16 protein-coding genes are annotated in these 18115 nt (G+C 35.0%); 2 read left to right on the top strand and 14 right to left on the bottom strand.

All coding sequences use genetic code 11. The features are described from left to right. Positions 1-58 precede the first annotated feature (58 nt). The 10 genes from H964_RS04575 to csaB form a co-directional block, all read right to left on the bottom strand. Positions 59-949, bottom strand: a complete 891-nt coding sequence (locus H964_RS04575) for a carbohydrate ABC transporter permease (RefSeq protein ID WP_039765096.1) — start codon at positions 947-949, stop codon at positions 59-61. Positions 950-979: 30 nt separating this feature from the next. Then, the gene (locus tag H964_RS04570; RefSeq protein WP_039765094.1) at positions 980-1894 is read right to left on the bottom strand and encodes an ABC transporter permease; all 915 of its coding nucleotides are present in this window, start codon (positions 1892-1894) and stop codon (positions 980-982) included. Between the two features lie 177 nt (positions 1895-2071). Then, positions 2072-3625 carry a response regulator transcription factor gene (locus tag H964_RS04565; protein WP_039765145.1) on the bottom strand — a complete coding sequence of 518 codons (1554 nt, stop codon included), beginning with the start codon at positions 3623-3625 and terminating at the stop codon, positions 2072-2074. 7 nt (positions 3626-3632) lie between these two features. Next, positions 3633-5384, bottom strand: a complete 1752-nt coding sequence (locus H964_RS04560) for a sensor histidine kinase (protein ID WP_039765092.1) — start codon at positions 5382-5384, stop codon at positions 3633-3635. A 32-nt stretch (positions 5385-5416) separates the two neighbouring features. Continuing rightward, positions 5417-7753, bottom strand: coding sequence for an alpha-xylosidase (gene yicI / locus H964_RS04555; protein ID WP_039765090.1), 2337 nt, complete (start codon positions 7751-7753; stop codon positions 5417-5419). A gap of 250 nt (positions 7754-8003) precedes the next feature. Next, on the bottom strand, positions 8004-8864 hold the full coding sequence (locus H964_RS04550) for an AraC family transcriptional regulator (RefSeq protein WP_039765143.1): 861 nt from the start codon (positions 8862-8864) through the stop codon (positions 8004-8006). Positions 8865-9002: 138 nt separating this feature from the next. Then, a complete protein-coding gene (locus H964_RS04545) occupies positions 9003-9944 on the bottom strand; it encodes a transketolase family protein (RefSeq protein ID WP_039765088.1) in 942 nt (313 codons plus the stop codon). 1 nt (position 9945) lies between these two features. Next, on the bottom strand, positions 9946-10794 hold the full coding sequence (locus H964_RS04540; RefSeq protein WP_039765086.1) for a transketolase: 849 nt from the start codon (positions 10792-10794) through the stop codon (positions 9946-9948). 103 nt (positions 10795-10897) lie between these two features. After that, a complete protein-coding gene (locus tag H964_RS04535) occupies positions 10898-11749 on the bottom strand; it encodes a YitT family protein (protein WP_039765084.1) in 852 nt (283 codons plus the stop codon). After that, the gene (gene csaB / locus H964_RS04530; protein ID WP_039765081.1) at positions 11750-13588 is read right to left on the bottom strand and encodes a polysaccharide pyruvyl transferase CsaB; all 1839 of its coding nucleotides are present in this window, start codon (positions 13586-13588) and stop codon (positions 11750-11752) included. A 109-nt stretch (positions 13589-13697) separates the two neighbouring features. On the opposite strand from csaB, the gene H964_RS12095 reads away from it, so the two are divergent. Continuing rightward, complete coding sequence (locus H964_RS12095; RefSeq protein WP_083931449.1) at positions 13698-13856, top strand: DUF1540 domain-containing protein; 159 nt, start codon at positions 13698-13700, stop codon at positions 13854-13856. A 4-nt stretch (positions 13857-13860) separates the two neighbouring features. Here the strand turns inward: H964_RS12095 and H964_RS04525 are convergent, their stop codons facing one another. Both H964_RS04525 and radA read right to left on the bottom strand, forming a co-directional pair. Next, positions 13861-14550: a 4Fe-4S double cluster binding domain-containing protein gene (locus tag H964_RS04525; protein WP_039765079.1), complete on the bottom strand. Its 690-nt coding sequence runs from the start codon at positions 14548-14550 to the stop codon at positions 13861-13863. Between the two features lie 20 nt (positions 14551-14570). Further along, positions 14571-15899 (bottom strand): DNA repair protein RadA, encoded by a 1329-nt coding sequence (gene radA / locus H964_RS04520; RefSeq protein WP_039765076.1) that lies wholly within the window; start codon positions 15897-15899, stop codon positions 14571-14573. A gap of 130 nt (positions 15900-16029) precedes the next feature. Here radA and H964_RS04515 point away from each other — a divergent pair, with 130 nt between their 5' ends. Continuing rightward, a complete protein-coding gene (locus tag H964_RS04515; RefSeq protein ID WP_039765074.1) occupies positions 16030-17157 on the top strand; it encodes a glycosyltransferase in 1128 nt (375 codons plus the stop codon). 70 nt (positions 17158-17227) lie between these two features. On the opposite strand, the gene H964_RS04510 is transcribed toward H964_RS04515, so the two are convergent. Then, on the bottom strand, positions 17228-17563 hold the full coding sequence (locus H964_RS04510) for a P-II family nitrogen regulator (protein WP_011916882.1): 336 nt from the start codon (positions 17561-17563) through the stop codon (positions 17228-17230). Positions 17564-17581: 18 nt separating this feature from the next. Further along, on the bottom strand, positions 17582-18115 hold a 534-nt coding region (locus H964_RS04505), incomplete at its 5' end, for an ammonia channel protein (protein WP_039765071.1).

The following is an 18115-nucleotide window of genomic DNA, read 5'->3' as shown; positions in this document are numbered from 1 at the left end:
TTTATTTTAAGCTGGAGTAACCAGCTTAAAACCAAAATTCTAACAACTTTTTTGACATTTAGCTTTTTACTGCACCAATTGTCATACCATGTATAAAATATCTCTGAATAAATGGATACACAAGCAATATGGGAAGTGTTACAATTATTGTCATTGCCATTCTCAATGAATGTGGTGTGACTTTCATGGTCCTGTTAGGATCAAGATTACTATAATAATCTACTTGAGAAGATGCGGTTGCGTTAGACAAAATCTTTTGAAGTTCATATTGTAAGGTGGTAAGCTTTGGTTCACTTGAGCAATACAGATATGTATCAAACCAAGAGTTCCAATGTCCAACTGCAATAAACAAACTAATTGTTGCAATAACAGGAGCGCAAAGCGGTAAAATTATTTTCCAAAATATCAAAAAATCATTTGCACCATCTATCATTGCCGATTCTTCCAAATCCGGTGGAATCCCTTCCATATATGATTTTATAACAATAACGTTAAAAGGACTTATAAGACCGGGAAGTATATACACCAAAAAGTTATTCATAAGTCCAAGTCCTCTTATTAGCATGTAATCAGGAATCAAGCCTCCACCAACATACATAGTAATAATAAACATTATTGCAACTGGTTTTCGTGCAATAAAATCCTTCCTGTTTATAACATAAGCAACCATAGCAGTTGACAAAACACCAACAAAAGTTCCAATAACTGTTCTCAGCACAGTTATCAATACTGCCCACGGAATTTGGGGATAGTTTAATGTTTCTATATAATTTATCAACGTAAACTTTCGTGGAAATATAGTAATTCCACCCTTTACTGTATCATAAGGGTCATTAAGTGATACAGCTAAAACGTGTAAAAAAGGATAGAGAGTGACCACTGCCAAAATTATCATTAGTAGGTAATTAAATACTTCAAAGACCAAATCTCCTGCTGTTTTCTTTTTCACTTTAAAATGCCCCCTTGAGTCAAGTTTTTTTTACATCATGCGATAGCCAGTTGTCTTTTTAGAAAACCAGTTAGCAAAAACAAGTAGTACCAAACTTACAACTGATTTGAAAACACCTGCAGCTGTTCCAAAAGAGTATCTGCCTGTTCCAATACCATATGTAAGTATGTAAAGGTCGATGACATCAGCAACATCTCTTGTTGCCGCTGTTCTTAAAAGAAATTGTTTTTCAAAACCTATGTTTATTATGTTTCCAATACTTAAAATTAAAAGAACTATAACTGTGGGCATTATTCCTGGAAGGGTTATGCTTATCATCTTTCTGAATCTTCCCGCACCATCAACTGTTGCAGCTTCATACAGTTCAGGATTTATTGATGTGATTGCTGCCAAGAATATAATTGTGTTCCATCCAAGTTCTTTCCAAATATCAGAAAATGTAACTATCCACCAGAAGTAACGTGGCTCTGCCATAAACATAATTGGGTAATTTGTGAGATGAAGCTTTTGTAAAATTTGATTTATCACACCGCTTGGTGATAGAATTTCGCTTACTAAGCTTGCCACAACAACCCATGAAACAAAGTGTGGAAGATATGAAATTGTCTGGACCGTTCTTTTAAATGCTATATTTTTTATTTCATTTAAAAGCAAAGCTAAGATTATCGGTAGTGGAAAGCCAAAGATCAAACCCATAAAACTCATTATTAATGTATTTCTCATAGCTTTGTAAAAGTCAGGGTCCTGAAACATCTCAACAAACCACTTAAATCCAACCCATTCTTGATTCCAAATAGGTTTACCAGGCTTATAATCTTGAAAGGCCATTATCCAACCCCATAGTGGAACATACCTAAAAATAATAAGCCATATGATAAAAGGAAAAATCATTAAAATTAGATATCTTTGCCGCCACAGTTTTTTGGAAAGTTTTGCTCTATTCATTTTAAAGCCTCCAAAAATATATTTCACCTTGTTGCCTATTGTTCAGACATAAACAATTTTAAAGAGAAAAATAAAATTACAATACCCTATTTTTTTGACATCTTATACCCTACAGTTTAGACATTTAAAAAACAAAAAAAGAAGCCATTTTTTGTAGCTTCTTTTCTGATATATTTATCAATTTTTTAATTTCTCTTTATACTCCTTTGGTGAAAGTCCTACATATTTTTTGAATTTTGAACAAAAATAATCAACATCTTCAAAACCAACTTTTTTGCATGTCTCAGATACCTTACATCCTTCTTTTAAAAAGACTTTAGCCTTCTCTACCCGTATTCTATCTAAATACACTGTGAAGTTCTCTCCAAATATCTTTTTAAAGAGCTTACTAAAATAAGAGCTATTGTATCCAAAAGCATTGGCAATTGTATCTAATTTTATATCTGCAAAATAGTTTCTCTCTATAAAGTCTGCAATCTTCTGTTTTAGGCTATCAGGACTTAATTTATTAATCTCATCTGCAAGAGATACAAAGTAGAATTTTATCAAACCTTTTAATTCTGTTAAGGTAGGCTGAATGTAAAAACTCTTTAAAATCTCTTGGCTAAGATATTTTTCAACAAGAGGTTTATAAAGCTCATTTTGCGACAATTTATATAAAGTCTCAATATAAAAGTTTGAGAAATTTATCTTTATATCCTCTTCAGACATTCTACTGTATAAAAGTTGTTCACTCTTTTCTTCAACTATCCGATTAATGCTCTCAAACCCATTTAGTGCAATAGCCATTGCTAATTTTTCAGTACACTCTTTATTATCAAAGTTGATTTTTTTACCTTCAATATTTTCCACATACTCACCTATGTAAACAATTCCTTTATATCCTAATAGAAATCGCTTTTCAAGCAATTCTATTGCTTCTTTAAACGACTCTTTGATAAGAGTGTAATCATCTACTTCACTACCAATTGAAATTACCACTTGGTTGCCAACTATTTTTATTAGGTTTTCCTTTAATATGTTAATACTTTTGCTATTGAAGGGATACCAAAAATCTTTGAAGAGAATACATATATTATGATTAATAATTGTTGAATATCCACAACAATTTCTTTTTAAAAACAAATCTACCTCTCTTTTTAATTGAAATATCTTTTCTTCTATAACCTTTTGATTATTCTTGCTACAAAACGTTACTATAGCAACCTGATATTTATTCCATGGAAGCAAGAGCCCATAAAAACTACTGATATAATTTATTTCATGCTCATCAAATGCCCCCAGCAAAAGTTTTTCTATTACTTTTTCCAAACCGATTTCTTGAGTGGTCCGCACTACTTTTTGCAGTTCAATTTCTTGACTGATCTTTTGTTTCACTTTCTCTAACTTCTGCTCAAGCATATGCGGGTCAACAGGCTTTAGCAAATAACTTTCAACACCAAGCTCAATTGCTTCTTTTGCATACTCAAACTCAGAATACCCTGAAAGGATTATAACTTTGGTATTCACACCTTCCTCTTTTAACTTTTTTATAAGCAGAAGCCCATCTATTCCAGGTATTCTGATATCAACTAAAGCAACTTCAGGTTTAAATTTCTTTATCTTTTCTAATCCTTCTATTCCATCTTGAGCGGTGGCAATAATCTCAAATCCCAATGCTTTCCAATCAATAATTTTTTGAAGACCCTCTAATATTATAGGCTCATCGTCAATCAAAATTGCTTTTAGCAAAACCTCTTCACCTCTTTGGAATTTGAATTTCAATACTTGTGCCTTTGCCAAGTTCACTATTTATAAAAATCTTTGCCTCTTCCCCATAAAATAGTTTTAGTCTATGATAAACATTTTTCAGTCCCACATGGCTTTTGTCTTTGCTATCTAACGACTGTAAGACCTCCTCAAACTTTTCCTTAGGCATTCCAGCACCATTGTCTGTAACAATTATCTTTATTGTTCCATCTTTTTCAAATACCTTAATTTCAATGGTTCCTTTTCCTATCATTGGTTCAATACCATGCCTAATTGAATTTTCCACAAGTGGCTGGATAATAAACGGAAGTACTTTTGATGAAAGAAGGTCATCTTGAACTTCAATTTTGTAATCTATTTTATCTCCAAATCGGAACTTTTGAATTTCTAAAAATTCTTTAACAATCTCAACTTCTTTTTCCAAAGTTATCAAATCTATTGTCATCTCTATACTTTTCCTGAGCAAATTACTCAGCAAATAAACAACTTGAGCTATTTCATACTGACCGGTGCAAAAAGCCTTCATCCTGATAGCTTCAAGAGTATTGAATAAAAAATGAGGATTTATTTGACTACAAAGCATCTCAAACTGGATTTCTCTTTGTTTAGCAATTATTTGTTGTTTTTGTACCTCTGCCAAATACACCTGGTCAATCAGGTTTTTGATATTTTTAGCCATTGTTTTTATATTCTCTGTGAGCTGTCCAATCTCATCGTTGCCTAAAATATTTATCTGTGCATCTAAATTGCCATGCGAAATTTCATTCACTTTTTTGTTCAAGATTGCAATTCTGTCAGTTATCAGTTTAGAGAATAAGAGCATAAGAAGAAGTGATACTAAAGAATTAACAAGTATAAGCACAAACGTTATAAAAGTTATTTTGTTGACCCTTTTAAATATCTCTTTCTTCGAGAAAAAGGAAATGACTTTGAGAAAGCTACTTCCGCTTTCACTTGCACTAATTGTACCTAAAATTGCCATTGTTCTTTGACCATCAATATTGACGTTTTCAATAAGTTTGCCATCCTGAGAGGAAAAATTAAAATTCAGTTTCTTACCAACAAGATCTTTGTCTTTTGCAGCAACAATTATTCCTTTGTTGGTAATAACTAATGTGTTTAAGTGCAATGACAATACTTCCTCAAGCTTTTCTTTCTTTATGTAAATTACCATTACACCTATTCTTTCACCATAAGAGTTTTTTATAAGCCTTATCAAGCTAAAATAATACTGTGGTCGAAATGGATTATTGTCAAACACAAGCTCCCATAAAATCTTCCCATCGCCCTCTATGGCTTCTTTAAACCATTCCTGATTTTTCGTATAATCGTCAACCTTTACAATTTCACCTGTATCAAGTAAAGTGGGATTAAAGGCATAAATTTTTATTGCATGAATATTTTTGTTGTAAATAGACATGAGATTGGAAAGCTCTGTATATGAAATATAATCATCGTATATTTTGGATACATCTTTGTACTCTGTTGAAAGTATATTCAGAAGTTTTTTATCAAGATATAATTTATTAGAAATATCAACAGCATTCTGTACAATATCCATAAGTTTGATTTTTACATCCTCAACATTTTTCCTTGTGTCTTTGATAGCATTTTCCAAAGCAATTGCTCTGAGGTTTAAAAAAAGAATAATCCCCAAAATAGTTTGGGGAATTAAAGCAGAAATCACAAAAGCTAATATGAATTTTTTCTTTATTTTTAAATTTGTAAAAAAAAGTTTCATTTTTCTCACCCATTAGATTTCTTTAATTCTAATTATAACTCTGTTTTTTCAACACTCAACAGTGCTTTTTTGTCTGCTGATTCTAAAACTACTTCACATCCATCTTCTTTTTTACTAACTAAAGCATTAAATTGAGATTTTAAGTTAAGTCCATGGAAAAGAAGTCTCCAAGGCTTTTGAGTATCTCTTAATACATTTATTGAAATTTTGTCATTGTCTCTTTTTACTTCTAACTCAAGTTCTGTCTCGCCATTTGTATTCTTCACAGTCACAGAAGCAGTCTTCCCATCCTCCAATTCATATACATTCAATGTTACATTTTGAGCATAGTCATAATCAGGCTTTGTGTCACAACTTCCTATTGGAATTATAGAATTTGGCCTTGCCAAAAGCGGCAAGCTAAAATAATCATGTTTTTCCTTTCTCCACCTGCCACCAACAATCTTTTCACCTGTCAATATGTTTGTCCACACGCCTTCTGGAACATAATACTGAACCTCGCCATCTGGTGAGAAGATTGGAGCAACTAAGAGGTTACTTCCTAACATATACTGTCTATCAAGGTACTCGCATGCTGGGTCATCTGGAAACTCTAACACCATAGGTCGCAAGACAGGAATTCCTTTTTCTGCTGCCTCTACAGCCTTTGCAAAGATATAAGGCATAAGTCTACATTTTAGCTTTGTGAAAAACCTCAAAACATCTACTGCTTCCTCGTCATAAAGCCAAGGAACTTTATATGCAGAATTCCCATGAAGTCTGCTGTGTGAAGAAAGTAGCCCAAATGCTACCCATCTCTTGTAAAGATCTGGTGTTGCTGTGCTCTCAAACCCGCCTATGTCATGACTCCAAAATCCAAAACCACAAAGTGAAAGTGAAAGACCACCCCTGAGTGTCTCTGCCATAGACTCATATGAAGCTAAACAGTCTCCGCCCCAGTGTACAGGAAATTTCTGGCTTCCTGCTGTCGCTGACCTTGCAAACACAACTGCATTTCCCTTGCCAAACGTTTCTTGAAGCGTTTCATATACTGTCTTGTTGTAAAGGTAGGTGTAGTAATTGTGCATCTTTTGAGGATCTGAGCCATCAAAATAAACAACATCTGTTGGAATTCTTTCACCAAAATCTGTCTTAAAACAGTCAACTCCCATTTTAATTAGCTTTTTGAGCTTTTCTGAATACCACCTGCACGCCTCGGGGTTTGTAAAATCAACAATTGCCATGCCGGGTTGCCAATCATCTGTCTGCCATACATCACCATTTGGTTTTTTCAAAAAATATCCTTTTTCTTTTCCCTCATCAAAAAGTTTTGAAAGTTGAGACACGTAAGGATTTATCCAAACACAAATTTTAACTCCCTTTTCTTTTAGACGCTTTAGCATCTGCGAAGGCTCTGGAAAAACCCTTTTATCCCACTCAAAGTCAACCCAGTGCATATCCTTCATCCAGAAACAGTCAAAATGAAATACATGAAGTGGAATATCTTTTTGAATCATTCCATCTATAAAGCTTGTAACTGTTTTTTCATCATAGTTTGTAGTAAATGAGGTTGTAAGCCAAAGTCCAAAAGACCATGCAGGAGGAAGCTGCGGTCTTCCTGTCAGCTTTGTGTAATTTTCCAAAACATTTTTCATGCTGCTGCCACCAATTATGAAATACTCTAAATATTCACCTTCCACAGAAAACTGGACTCTTTCCACATTCTCAGTGGCAACTTCAAATGATACACGCCCTGGATCATTCACAAAAACACCATAACCACGGTTTGTGATGTAAAAAGGAATGTTTTTGTAAGCAAGCTCAGAGATTGTACCACCATCTTCGTTCCACATATCAACCACTTGTCCGTTTTTAACAAAAGGGGTAAACCTCTCACCCAGCCCATAAACACATTCGCCAACACTCAAAGAAAGCTGTTCTCTCATGTAAGTATTATTATCAGCCATGATTGCATAACCAAAATATTTATAACCGTTTTTTGTGAGATATTTATCTTCATAGTAATATTCTACTTTCCATTCATCTTTTTTATTAATAACAGCTCTGAGCTTTCCACTTGTTATTACAATATTATCTGAAAAATCTTCTATGCAAGGACAATATCCTTCTTCTTTATAAAATTCAAAATAAGGCTTTTTGCTTTTTTGACCCTTGTAGTGCCAAATTTGTACTCTTATAACATCTTTAAAAGGTGACGAAAAGCGTATAGTGAAAACAGGACCCTGCAGAGTTTGTCCTCTGTTTGTAATGAAGTGAGCTGGGGCAAAAACTATGACTGAATCTTTCGAAATTTCGTAGTCATATACATGGGCTGGATGATACAACTTAACTCCATCTTTTACACGCCAAAGGCCCTCTGTAAATTTCATTTTGTAAATTTCCTCCCTTACTTGGTTTGAAACGATTATTTATTTATAAAAGAGGTCCAAAACAATCAAGTTTTATTATACAAAACCCCTTTTTTTACTTCTCATACTTTTTTGCAAAAAAGTATAAATACTTTGCTCTAATCAATATAAAAAATTTGAACTTCGATACTCAAAAAACTAATCCAATAAAAATGATTGCTTTTATAAAAGAAATGCAACTATTGGTAGGAAAAGTGAAATGAAAATTATATTAACACAAGATATTTTTTTTGTATCTGAATGGAGTAACACCCACATACTCTTTAAATACTTTTATAAAATAGCTCACATTATTAAATCCTACTTCAAATGCAATTTCAGAAATACTCATGTTTGTGTTTTTAATAAGCTCTATCGCTTTTTCAACTCTGAACTTATTTATGTAATCAACTGGTGTAAGATGAGTAATCTCCTTAAAAAGACGACAAAAATAGAATTTGCTCAGGTTTGCAAGCTTTGCGAGTAGGTCAATATCTATATCAGATGAATAGTTGGAATTGATGAAATCAAGCGCGGACTTTATTTTTTCAAGTTTTAAATCAAGCTCTCTGTCAGTAGAATTTGCTGTCATATATCTTTTATTAAAAAGATAATAAAATATAACAAATAAATAGCCTTTAACCAAAAGCTCATAACCTTTTGGCTTTTCTTTCCACACTGTGATTATGTTCGAAATTAGTTCTCTTGTATGTTCATCCTCAAAACTATTTTGAACAAGTAGTTTTCTTTCTGAAACAGACTGCAAATACTTACTTTTGCATATATCCGGACCTTCGGAAAATAGCATGCTCAAATTAAATACAATTGCATAAGGTTCGGGATTATCCTCTGCTTTTCCACCATGAATTGACCCACAGTTGACAAATAAAAACTGTTTTGGTCCTAAAAAATATTCTTTGCCATCAACTCTAAAACTTGCCGTTCCCTTTTCAAGATAGACTATCTCAAATTCATCATGCCAGTGAGGTAGAAGAGTATTGTTTTCGTGAACAAATATTTTTTCATATACATTTATAGGAAACACCGCACTGCCATGCTGAACCTTTTCTTTGAGTCTCAACCTCTCATCCATTGCAATTTCCCCACTTTTTTGTATGTTTTCAACAAATGCAATGTATTTATCTCTAATAAATTTTACCACAAGCTCAACAAAATAAAAAGCTGCCGCAGACCAAAATTTGCGGCAGCTTTTCACCTATTGAATAATATTTTATCTTTTCATCTTCATAACCTCTTTTGCTTTATTTACAATCTCCTCTGCTGTAAGCTTGTAGTATTTCAAAACATCCTCAGGCTTTCCTGACCTTCCAAACTCATCATTTACTCCAACCATCTTAACAGGTATAGGATAATTTTGAATTAAAACCTCAGACACAGCACTTCCAAAACCACCCAAGATATTGTGCTCTTCTGCTGTGACAATACAGCCAGTCATTTTTGCAACATCTAAAATCAAATCAATATCAATTGGCTTTATGCATGGCATATCAACAAGATATACCGAAATTCCCTCATCCTGGAGCATCTTTGCAGCTTTTATAGCTTCATGGACCATCAGCCCTGTTGCCAAAATTCCAACGTCAGTGCCTTTTTGCAGAACAATACCTTTACCAAGAGAAAGATTCAACTCTCCTTTTTTGTAAATCTCTTCAACACCAAGCCTGCCAAGTCTAATATAAACAGGGCCTTCATGTTCGATTGCAAGCCTTACACATTCATACGTGGATACTGCATCAGAAGGAGAGAGCACTACCATACCAGGAATTACTCTCATCAATGCTATATCTTCAAGCATTTGGTGAGATGCACCGTCCTCGCCAATTGACACACCAGCATGTGATGCTCCAATCTTAACATTAAGATGCGGATAGCCAATGGAGTTTCTCACCTGGTCATACGCTCTTCCTGCTGCAAAGACAGCAAATGTGCTTGCAAAAGGAATCTTGCCACATGTTGCAAGTCCCGCTGCTGTTGCCATAAGGTCTTGCTCTGCTATTCCTATATTGAAAAATCTATCAGGAAACTTCTTTTTGAAAATCTCTGTCCTTGTGGATTTTGAAAGGTCTGCATCAAGTACAACAATGTCTTTGTACACTTCACCAAACTCAGCCAGTGCTTGACCATATGCTTCCCTTGTTGCTATTTTTGCCATCTTATCCTTGCACCTCCAAAGCTTCATACTGCTTTTGTAATTCCTCTAAAGCTTTTTGAGCTTGCTCTTTATTAGGAGCTGTACCATGCCAGCCTACTTCATTTTCCATAAATGATACACCCTTGCCTTTTACTGTTTCAGCAATAATGATTGTGGGTTTCCCTTTTATTGTCTTTGCTTCGTTTACAGCCTTTTCAATCTGGTTAAAATCATGCCCATCAATTTTTATAACATGCCAGCCAAATGCCCTGAATTTCTCATCAACAGGCTCGGGTGACATGACCTCTGTGATTTTACCATCTATCTGAAGCCCATTGTGGTCTAAAAATGCTGTGAGATTGTCAAGTTTGTAATGTGCAGCTGTCATTGCAGCTTCCCAAATCTGACCCTCCTGAATCTCACCATCACCAAGCAGAACATAAACTCTGTAGTTTTTCCCATCCAGTTTTCCAGCAAGTGCCATACCATTTGCAACAGAAAGCCCTTGACCTAATGACCCTGTTGACATTTCCACCCCGGGCACTTTCTTCATATCAGGATGCCCTTGGAGATTTGAATAGATCTGCCTAAAACCTTTTAGCTCCTCCTTGCTTATGAAACCCTTTTCAGCCAAAACTGCGTACAAAAGCGGGGATGCATGACCTTTGGAAAGAACAAACCTGTCTCTATTCGGGTCTTTTGGATTTTTCGGGTCAATGTTCATTTCAACAAAGTAAAGATATGTCAAAATTTCAACGCCAGAAAGTGAACCGCCAGGGTGACCAGAACCAGCTTCAGCTGTTTGAATAATTATGCTCTTTCTTATTTCAGTTGCTATCTTTTTGAGCTCAAGCTCCTTTGCCTTGTCCATCTTGTACCTTGAACCTCCCTTACGAAATTTGGATTCTCATTTACCAATTAACTGATGGTTTACTTCTTTTTTCTTTATATTATACCATTAAATCATTTTTAACTCAAACAGAAAAACCTTCACCTAAAACCTCACGAACATCTGTTAAAATGACAAAAGCTTTCTGATCAATGCTCTTGACGAGGTTCTTTACACGGCTTACCTCATGTCTTTTCACAACACAAAGCAGTACGTTTTTTTCTGTCTTTGTCCACATGCCAATGCCATGAAGACCTGTCACACCTCTGTCAAGCTCTTTTAGAATCTTCTCTGCGATTATGTCTGATTTGTCAGAGATTATTATAAGTGCTTTTGCAAAGTTGACACCTTCTAAGATAGCATCCATTACTTTTGAACATGCAAAAAGGGTCAAAACTGCCCAAAGTCCAAGTTCATAGTTTTTAAATACTATTGAAGCCATTGCAATTACAGCAACATCAAGCCCTAAAAGAATCTGTCCAACTGAGATAAAGGAGATAAACCTATGAATTATTCTTGCAAGCATCTCAGTTCCACCAGTTGTTGCCCCGTACAAAAGCACAATAGCAAGTCCCAGCCCCATTAGTGCTCCACCAAAAACTGAAGCTAATAGCTTATCATATGTAATACAGGGCAAGAAAGCTGTCAGGTCTGTCAAAACTGAAAGGGCTATTGTACCGTACACACTCTTGACTCCAAAATCTACTCCAATTGTCTTCACGCCCCAAATAAAAGCAGGAATGTTCAAAGCAAGCATTGTCATACCAACAGGAAGTTTAAAACGAGAGACATAATACACAACGGTTGCAATACCAGAAAATCCACCTGCTGCAATCTTGTTTGGAACAAGAAAGAGGTTTAAAGACAGTGCAACCAAAAGTGAACCAAATGTTATAGCAGCATATTCGTATATAACTCTGAAAATCTTTTTTAGCATCTATCTTCCCCCAAATAGTTTAGTTTTCAAAACAACAAATATAAACTTGGGCAATGCAAGCATTCTTTTAAATCTCCAAGGCTGGGTAATAAGCCTATAAAACCACTCAAGTCCAAGCTTTTGGAAAATCTTTGGCGCTCTTTTGACCTCACCTGAGAGTACATCCAAACTTCCACCAACTCCCATGATTAGTTTGCAATTTAGCTTCTTTTTATTTTTGTAAATCCACTCTTCTTGCTTTTTCATGCCCATTGCAACAAAGACTACGTCTGCTTTTGAAGAGTTTATAAGCTCTATCACCTTTTCGTTTTCTTCTTGTGAAAAATAACCATGGTGTGTACCACAGATACTTAAGTTTTTAAAAATCTTTAAAAGATTTTCTTTTGCCTTTTCAGCAACTGAAGGCTTTGCACCAAGTAAAAACACCCTTTTTTGATGTCTTTCAAGCTCTGGCATCAATTCCATCATCAGGTCAAAGCCAGTAACCCTCTCATACAGTTTTTCACCAAAATATTTTGATGCCCATACAACCCCAATTCCATCTGGAACATTTAAATCGCTTGAGTTTAGAATCTTTTTAAACTTTTCATCCTTTTGTGCAAGCATAATCATTTCTACATTTGGAGTAAATACAATGCGGGGGGATGAGGAATTTAAAAACTCAAGACACTTTTCTTTTGCCTTTTTAAAGTTCACACAGTCAATCCTCACACCTAAGATGTTTATGCTATCTTTCTTCTTAATATTATTCAAAGCCTCTCTTAATATTTCAAAAGCCTTTTCAGCTTTCTGGGTCATATTTTTTGTAATTTCGTCAATCTTCTTTGCCACTTTCCCATCAGATAACATATATTGAATGCTAATTAGCACATTATTTACATCAAAACTGTCTACATACCCTGTAGGTTTAAATCCATATATCTTTAAAAAACTGTCAATCTTTGGGTCATAGGAAATACCAATGAATTTAACACCCATCTTTGCTGCAAACACAAGAGCGTGAAGCCTCATCCCAACTACTAAATCCAATTTCTTAAAAATCCCTAAAAGCTCATGAGCAGATAATTTTTCACTTAGCACATACGGCCTATTTTTCATCTTTGAGACAATCTCATTTATCTTGATTATGTCCCACTTGCCCTGAAAAGGGATAAATATAACATTGTACCCTTCATTTTCTATAAGAATGTCAGCAATCTCTGCAATTTTGTCAGTCATATTCTTTTCTTTTTTCCATTTCCTTACCACAATGCCCACTGTTTTTTTGCTAAAATCAATATCATACTCTTCTAAAAGTTTTTGAATTTTTTGATCACAACACGGATTCAGTAAAAAGGCAGGGTCTGCTGAAAGTTCAACCTCTTTATTTATCTTTAGCTTATGCAAAAAATCAAATGAGTCATAGTCTCTTACTGTAATATAATCTGCAAGTTTTATTACATGTTTGAAAAGAAGTATATTATACCATCTTTTAATGGGTCCAATTCCCTGAGAAAAAATAAAAACCTTTTTGCCAAAAAGCTTTGCAACGAGTATCTGAAAAAGGTAATAATAAAGGCTTCTGTTACTCGTCTCATTTTGAAAAAGACTTCCCCCGCCAGAAATAAAAATATCACATCTCTTTATTGCTTTTATAACAGAATGAATCTTTTTTCTGTTGACAGACTCTACATTATAAAGCTTTGCTGTCAGCTCTGGTCTTGAGGATAATACAACTATATTTAAACTGCTATTACTCTCTCTTTCGTACTCTTTTAGCCTATCAACCAAAACCCTTAAGATTGCCTCATCACCAGTATTTAATTGTCCATAATATCCTGATATAACAATATTTTTCATTTGCTTTTCTCACCCAAAATTAAAATATTAGTTTTGAATAAAGCTCAAATTATTTGCAGAGAATAATTTATGGAAAACTCAAAAATCACATCAAACGGAGGTATTGAGTATGCCAGATAGAATCACCTGTAATGTATCTGATTGCATGTACTGGGAAAACAAAAAATGTACAGCACCATCAATTGAAGTCTCAGTGGATGGTGGTGGCTCTACAGCTCACGGCACAAAAGAAAAAACAAATTGCCACACATATACTTTAAGAAGATAAAATCCTATCTTTTGACCTCACTTCCATAAGGGCAGACCCTCATGCATATACCACAAACCTGCCCCCGCCCTATATACTTAAACTTTTCTTTCATATAGCTGCTACATGCATGGGGGTCTATCATATCATTTCTGTCAATTCCTAAATACCACGTGCTCCCATGTAGTGCCTGCGCTGGGCAGCTTATAACGCAGAGATTGCACTGACCACATTGAGGCTCTATTATATGATTTTGAATCTTTTCCTCCGGTTCATATGTTGTAAGTATTGTTCCAAGTCTTACCCTTGGACCAAATCTATTGTGAACAAAAAGGTTGTTTTTCCCTATAAACCCCATGCCAGACAAAACTGCTCCTATCTTGTGAGATAAAACCCCTGAAAAACCACTGTCTTTGCCATGGACGCTTTGGGATGCTGCAACGCTTATTGCAAAATAGCCTTTTGACTCCAAAAATAATACTCCTTTTAATGTCAAAAGGTCAATGAGGTTATTTACTGCCTTGTAATGGTGGTAATATGTAAATGTGGGTGAATCCACAATTTCATTTACAATAGCGTCAGAAAGCCTCACAACCACAGTTATGCAGGTTTTAAACATTTTTAGCTCAGTTGGAAGGTATTCATGTATATTTGAAATACCAACGTCACTTGCCCCTTCTTTAATTAGCATTTCCTTTAATTCTTTTAAGATCATATTGAAAATCACTCTCTTCTCTAAAATATAAAATCAAGTACTTCCTCTATATTTGACATTGCATATATCTTCATCCCAAAATCTGAGGACAGATTTTCGAAGTTCCTTTTTGGAATTATTGCCTTTTCAAACCCAAGTTTTTTGGCCTCATTTAATCTTTTTTCAATGTTACTTACTGCTCTAATCTCGCCGGTTAAGCCCACTTCACCTATTAATACATTATCTCCAATTGGTATGCCCTTATAACTTGAGGCAATCGCACACACAATTGCAAGGTCAGCCGCTGGCTCTGTAACCTTAAATCCACCTGCAACATTTACATATATATCCTGAACATTCAAAGGAAGACCAACCTTTTTTTCAAGCACTGCGCAAAGCATTACACATCTGTTATAATCAATCCCCGTCACAGTTCTTCGTGGTGTACCAAAAGATGTCGGGGTGGTCAGTGCCTGAATCTCCAATAAAATAGCGCGCGTCCCTTCGATTGCAGAGTAAATAGCAACTCCTTCTACATTGTAGCTACTCTCTAAAAAAAGACTTGAAGGATTTTTTACCTCAACAAGCCCGCTATCGGTCATCTCAAATATCCCAAGCTGGTTTGTTGGTCCAAATCGATTCTTGTAAGCTCTTATAATTCTAAATGTATTAAATCGCTCACCTTCAAAATATAAAACACAGTCAACCATATGCTCTAAAACCCTTGGCCCGGCAATAAGTCCGTCTTTTGTAACATGTCCAACAATTACAATTGTAATTTTTAAGCTTTTTGCCAGTTTCAAAAGTTTCATTGTCACATCTCTAACCTGTGTAACACTTCCCGGAGCTGATTGATTATCCGGAAGATACATTGTTTGAATTGAATCTATTATGATAAACTCTGGTTTTAGTTCCAAAATCAGTTTTTCAACAAGGTCAAAGTTTGTCTCACATAAAATATCAATATCACCATCTATTTTTAGCCTCTGGGCTCGTAGTTTTAACTGGTTTGCCCCTTCTTCACCTGAGACATACAATACCTTCATCCTCTTGCTCAATATACTTCCAACCTGCAAAAGCAAAGTTGACTTCCCTATCCCTGGCTCACCGCCAAGCAAAATCAGCTCACCTTTGACAAAACCTCCACCAAGGACACTGTCAAGCTCATCAATTCCACATAAAAACCTCTCTTCTTCTGTTGCGACATCTGAGAGCTTTAAAGGTCTCAAATTACTCTGTTGAGGTTTTGTAATCTCTTTTTTCTTATCCTCTACGTATTCTCCCACAAACGTGTCCCAACTTGAGCAATTTGGACATCTTCCAAGCCACTTTGAAGTCTTGTAGCCACATTCTTGACAGACATAAACCATTTTCAATTCAAATCACCTTTTCTTCAAATCCATACGATATATTTTTATCATATTTTCACCTATTAATAAAGAGTTATGATATAATCTAATTGATGGGTATGGTAAAAATGAGGAGGTTTGTTTTTAGAAAATGAAGGTCTTGCATTTAATAAGTGGTGGGGATACTGGGGGCGCAAAAACACATATTATAAATCTCTGCTCAAAATTGAAATATCTGGTTAAACTAAAAATAATTTGCTTTATGTATGGACCGTTTTATGATGAGGTAAAAAACGCCTCAATTGACATAGATGTTATACCGCAGCGTTCACGATTTGATTTGAGTGTTGTTGACAAGCTTTATCATCTTATAGAAGAGGAAGGATATGATATAATTCACTGCCATGGGGCGAGGGCAAACTTTATCGGAATGTTTCTCAAAAGGAAGGTCAAAAACATACCTTTTATAACAACAATACATAGTGACTTTGACTTGGATTTTCAGGACGTGTTTTATAAAAGGATTATTTTTTCGTACTTGAACAAGGTCTCACTAAAAAGGTTTGACTATTTTATTTCTGTTGGATCTGCCTTAATCAGCAAGATTAAAAGTTTAGGAATAGATGAAGAAAGAATCTTTCTTTTATATAACGGATTTGACTTTGCCAAAGAGATAAGTTTTGAAGAAAAAGATACGTTTTTGACAAGATACATCGACAAATCCCTGTATCAATCTAAAACAATTGTGGGAAACTTAAGTAGGTTATACAAAGTAAAGGGATTGGACGTTTTTATCAAAGCTGCACACTTGGTAGTAAAAAACAATCCTGATGTAATATTCTTAATTGGCGGTAGCGGACCTCAAAAAGAGTTTCTTGAAGATATGATAAATAAGTTTAAATTAAACAACAAGGTTTTTTTGCTTGGGAATATAAAAAATCCATATGATTTTTTCAATGCAATAGATATAAATGTAATTAGTTCATATTCAGAGACATTCCCATACTCAATCTTAGAGGCAACAGCTCTCGAAAAATGCTGTATTTCAAGTAGAGTAGGTTCTGTCCCTGACTTGATTGAAGATGGTGAAAATGGCTTTTTGTTCGAGGTAGGAGATTATAAAGAACTTTCTAAAAAAATAGAAACTCTTTTAAATAACAAAGAACTTATTACAACTTTTGGCAAAAGACTTTCTCAAAAAGCAAAAGAAAAGTTTTCTGCTGAGAACATGGCAAAAACGCAATTTGAGATTTACAAAAAGATTATACAAAAAATTTAAAGGGCTACCTTTGCAAGAAATTTTTTATCAGGCAGGTAGCCCTTTTGATTTTTGGTGTTTTTAAAAACCTCTAAATCCTTACATTTCTTTCTTTACTGCTAATTCTGATAACCTCACTTACCTCTGAGACAAATATCTTACCATCACCTGGGTTGCCAGTTGAGCAGCACTCCAGAATAATGTCAATAACCTTTTCAAACTTCTCATCGCTTACAACAATCATCACAAGAACTTTCGGAAGAAGATCAACGGTATAGCTTCCAGCTCTCCACTGCAGGGTAATGCCACGCTGTATACCTCTTCCTTTTACTCTCATAACTGTCATGCCATAGATTCCTTCTTTTTCTAAGCACTCCTTGAGGTCATTGAGTTTTTCTTCCCTGATAATAGCTTCAATCTTTTTCATTTCAAAACACCCCCAAAATTAAATTCCGCCATAAGCTTCTTCGCCATGCTGGGATATGTCAAGACCAACTGTCTCCTCTTCATATGTCACAGCAAGCCCAACTGTCTTGTCAAGAATTTTCGCTATTATAAATGTAATTACAAATGAAAAAGCCCACACAACAGCTACAGAAAGTATCTGTACCACAAATAACTGAAAGTTTCCAAATATCAAACCATCATTTCCGCCAGGGTTTACCGCCTTGCTTGCAAATATGCCTGTCGCAAGCGCCCCCCAAGTTCCACCCATGCCATGGCATGCCCATACATCCAAAGTCTCATCAAGCTTTAATCTTTCGCGAAGTCTTATAAAGTAGAATGAGATTACAGATGCAACTGCACCTATTACAATTGCTGAAAGAGCATTTACATAACCTGATGCAGGTGTTATTGCAACAAGTCCAACAATCGCACCTGTTGCAATTCCAATTGCACTTGGTTTTTTGTAAAGCCAGCTTATAATCATCCAGGAAACTGCTGCAGAAGCAGCAGCTACATTTGTTACAACAAATGC

Origin of the sequence: Caldicellulosiruptor sp. F32 (assembly GCF_000404025.1) — a bacterium.
In the GTDB taxonomy this organism is placed as follows: Bacteria; Bacillota; Thermoanaerobacteria; order Caldicellulosiruptorales; family Caldicellulosiruptoraceae; genus Caldicellulosiruptor; species Caldicellulosiruptor saccharolyticus.
Note: the sequence above shows the minus strand (reverse complement) of the source record. Positions and strands in the feature narration are given on the sequence as shown.

Excerpts from the sequence above, each read along its gene's own strand:
- yicI (WP_039765090.1), bottom strand. The coding sequence starts at position 7,753 with ATGAAATTTACAGAGGGCCTTTGGCGTGTAAAAGATGGAGTTAAGTTG.
- H964_RS12095 (WP_083931449.1), top strand. The coding sequence starts at position 13,698 with ATGCCAGATAGAATCACCTGTAATGTATCTGATTGCATGTACTGGGAA.
- H964_RS04515 (WP_039765074.1), top strand. The coding sequence starts at position 16,030 with ATGAAGGTCTTGCATTTAATAAGTGGTGGGGATACTGGGGGCGCAAAA.
- H964_RS04540 (WP_039765086.1), bottom strand. The coding sequence starts at position 10,794 with ATGGACAAGGCAAAGGAGCTTGAGCTCAAAAAGATAGCAACTGAAATA.
- radA (WP_039765076.1), bottom strand. The coding sequence starts at position 15,899 with ATGGTTTATGTCTGTCAAGAATGTGGCTACAAGACTTCAAAGTGGCTT.
- H964_RS04550 (WP_039765143.1), bottom strand. The coding sequence starts at position 8,864 with ATGGATGAGAGGTTGAGACTCAAAGAAAAGGTTCAGCATGGCAGTGCG.
- csaB (WP_039765081.1), bottom strand. The coding sequence starts at position 13,588 with ATGAAAAATATTGTTATATCAGGATATTATGGACAATTAAATACTGGT.
- H964_RS04560 (WP_039765092.1), bottom strand. The coding sequence starts at position 5,384 with ATGAAACTTTTTTTTACAAATTTAAAAATAAAGAAAAAATTCATATTA.
- H964_RS04510 (WP_011916882.1), bottom strand. The coding sequence starts at position 17,563 with ATGAAAAAGATTGAAGCTATTATCAGGGAAGAAAAACTCAATGACCTC.
- H964_RS04570 (WP_039765094.1), bottom strand. The coding sequence starts at position 1,894 with ATGAATAGAGCAAAACTTTCCAAAAAACTGTGGCGGCAAAGATATCTA.
- H964_RS04525 (WP_039765079.1), bottom strand. The coding sequence starts at position 14,550 with ATGATCTTAAAAGAATTAAAGGAAATGCTAATTAAAGAAGGGGCAAGT.
- H964_RS04545 (WP_039765088.1), bottom strand. The coding sequence starts at position 9,944 with ATGGCAAAAATAGCAACAAGGGAAGCATATGGTCAAGCACTGGCTGAG.
- H964_RS04535 (WP_039765084.1), bottom strand. The coding sequence starts at position 11,749 with ATGCTAAAAAAGATTTTCAGAGTTATATACGAATATGCTGCTATAACA.